Source organism: Janthinobacterium sp. SUN073 (assembly GCF_030397665.1).
Taxonomy (GTDB): Bacteria; Pseudomonadota; Gammaproteobacteria; order Burkholderiales; family Burkholderiaceae_D; genus Janthinobacterium.
This window is the reverse complement of the sequence record NZ_JAPUBT010000027.1, coordinates 1-2,530: the sequence shown is the minus strand read 5'-3', so window position 1 is coordinate 2,530 and position 2,530 is coordinate 1. Positions and strand designations below refer to the sequence as shown.

Genomic DNA, 2,530 nt, shown 5'->3' with positions numbered 1-2,530 from the left:
TACAACCGCCAGCGGCGCCACTCGCGCCTCGGCAATGTTCCACCCGCGTTGTTCGCTGAAAAATTCAGCAAACAGCTACGGGCGGCTTGAAACAAGAGTGTCCGCTATTGACAGTACACCTCAAATCTCGGCGGTCGAAATATATAATCCAATGCCTATACAACTGGCGTTTCAAGACGAAAATCTTAGAAAAGTTTGCGAGAGCAGTATTTCGGCGAAGCGCAAATATGGCGGAACCGCAGGGCAGTCGCTTCACGCGCGGCTGGCTGACCTTAGAGCTGCGGATTCGCCGGCCGAGCTAGTTGCATGGGGCTTTGCGAAGTTTGACCAAGCGGCGAATGACCGAATAGTTATCTTTCTCGACGATTCCTACCAGTTGTGCGCCGTGGCGAACCATAAACCGCCGCCCAGCAAGGCAGGAAAACTAGACTGGACCCAGGTCACCCGAGTGAAAATCTTATCTATAGAGCGCGCCAATGAGAACTGAAGTCGATTTCGCTCCAATGTGGGCGGTTCCGCCAGGCCGAACAATTTCTGATTTGATGAATACCAAAGGGGTCGCTTCTTCGCGTTTAGCCGATTTGGTCGACATGAGCGAGCGCCAGCTCGCAGGCCTCATTACGGGCAAAAATCCGTTAACTGCCGGTGTCGCTGCTCGTCTTGAAGACGCACTTGGGACGCCTGCTAGCTTCTGGCTACGCCGCGAAGAGCAATATCGCAAGCAACTAGCCGAGCTAAACGAAGGTGTTGACGCCGAAAATGAAGAATACAAGACCTGGCTAAAAAGCCTGCCGCTCAAGGAAATGCAATCCCTTGGCTGGGTGGATACAGCAAGAGACAAGCAGGAAAAGCTACGCAGCTGCCTAGACTTCTTCGGCGTGCCGAATTTGGATGCTTGGTATCGCACCTATGTCGACCTCAAAGCCGCAGCAGCATTCCGTACGACAGATGCATATCTAGAGCATGCGCCGGCGACGGCCGCGTGGTTGCGCCAAGGCGAACTTCAGGCAGAAACTATCGAATGCCAGGAGTGGAACCCCCAGCTTTTCTCATCGCAGTTGGCCAAGATACGCGGCCTCACCCAAATAGCTGAGCCATCCGAGTTCTTACCGAAGCTTCGAGCGCTTTGCGCGAAGGCTGGCGTCGCCGTTGTGACGGTAAAGGCGCCTAAGGGGTGCCGTGCTAGCGGTGCTACATTCTTTGCGGGTCCGAAGAAGGCTGTGCTACTTCTATCGTTCCGATATCTAACCGATGACCAATTCTGGTTTTCGTTTTTCCATGAAGCTGGACATCTGGTTCTACACTGGGACCCGGACTTGTTAATACTTGAGACTTCAGATGGACCAAAGTCTCCGCAAGAAGAAGAGGCCAATCAATTCGCGATGGACCTCCTGATACCGCGAGAGTTACAGCAGCGTCTTCCAGCGGCTTCTAAAGCCCTCATCGGGATTACCAGGCTTGCTCGCGATGCGGGCGTTTCCTACGGTATTATTGTTGGCCAGATGCAGTTCCGCGGGCTGGTTAGACCTGACCGATATAATCGCTTAAAAACGCGCTACAAATGGGAGCAGTTAACCGCGGAAGAGTAAATACTTATCGGGACTCTTCTGCCAGTTGCAAAGCGAGTCTTCGATGACCTGCATGCCCACGCCGAGCGCTTTGTTGAGGTCTACAGAGAGTTCGTCCAGCTTCCTTTTGGACAGTGATTCGTTGTCTGCAGCGCCACCGAACAACAGCCGTGCACCTCGCACCGGGCCGGTACCGTGAATCATGTACGCCGATGGCGGCTCTATATTCTCAAGGCCTAATTTCCCGACCATGGTGAGATAATCGAACTTGGCTGTTCTGCCAAATCGGTGCACCGCATCCATGCTGTAATAGAGGTAGTCAAAGAGCGCTTTCGGGTCGGTGCCAACTTCAGCTTTTGCTGCGTCAAGAAGCTGTCGATGGGACCGCGATGGCCCGACCCAGTCAGCATAGCTGGCAAGCGTCACACCAAGATGCTTCAAACTCTCGTACTTGCGGTGATTACCAAAGGGGAATTGCTTACTTTGCGCCAGCAGTTCGTCTAAATGCTGATGAAGCCACATCGAAAACGCATCGGGGTTTGCCGAGAATTTTTTCCAGGTCCACACAAACTTATCATTGAATGCGCCATAGACCATGCGGAGCAGGCTGTATCCTTTCGTGAGGTTTTTACCGCAGTGGACAAACAGAAACACCAGCCAGAAGGCTTCGTCCTCGTTCCCTGCGCGCATGTGCTGAATCGCCGCGCGCAGTGGGTCGAACATGTGCGCATTCTTTGGGTCCAATCTAGCGGGCGAGATATCGCGCTTAGCGATGGTCTTAACGTAGTTGATGCGCGCGACACTGTCGACCATCTGAGCAACCAGGGCGGTCAGTTCAGCTTGAGGTACCCTGACTTTTTCGGACACTCTAGTTTGGTAAACTTCACCAACTGGAGAACTTATGACACGTTCAAAAACCTATACACCGGAGCTTCGGGAAGAAGCGGTAAAACTGGTCCTGA

The 2,530-nt window shown here is 53.2% G+C and carries 3 protein-coding genes; 2 read left to right on the top strand and 1 reads right to left on the bottom strand.

Annotated features, from left to right (window positions below; translation table 11 throughout):
* Both O0882_RS28985 and O0882_RS28980 read left to right on the top strand, forming a co-directional pair.
* Positions 1-487: hypothetical protein (locus O0882_RS28985; RefSeq protein ID WP_289953452.1), on the top strand; the 487-nt coding region annotated here is incomplete at its 5' end.
* Positions 477-1,589 carry an ImmA/IrrE family metallo-endopeptidase gene (locus tag O0882_RS28980; RefSeq protein WP_289953451.1) on the top strand — a complete coding sequence of 371 codons (1,113 nt, stop codon included), beginning with the start codon at positions 477-479 and terminating at the stop codon, positions 1,587-1,589. The genes O0882_RS28985 and O0882_RS28980, both read left to right, overlap by 11 nt.
* Here O0882_RS28980 and O0882_RS28975 read toward each other — a convergent pair.
* Entirely contained in the window at positions 1,572-2,435 is an 864-nt protein-coding gene (locus O0882_RS28975) for a hypothetical protein (protein ID WP_289953450.1), read from the bottom strand. The genes O0882_RS28980 and O0882_RS28975 overlap by 18 nt on opposite strands.
* Positions 2,436-2,530 lie beyond the last annotated feature (95 nt).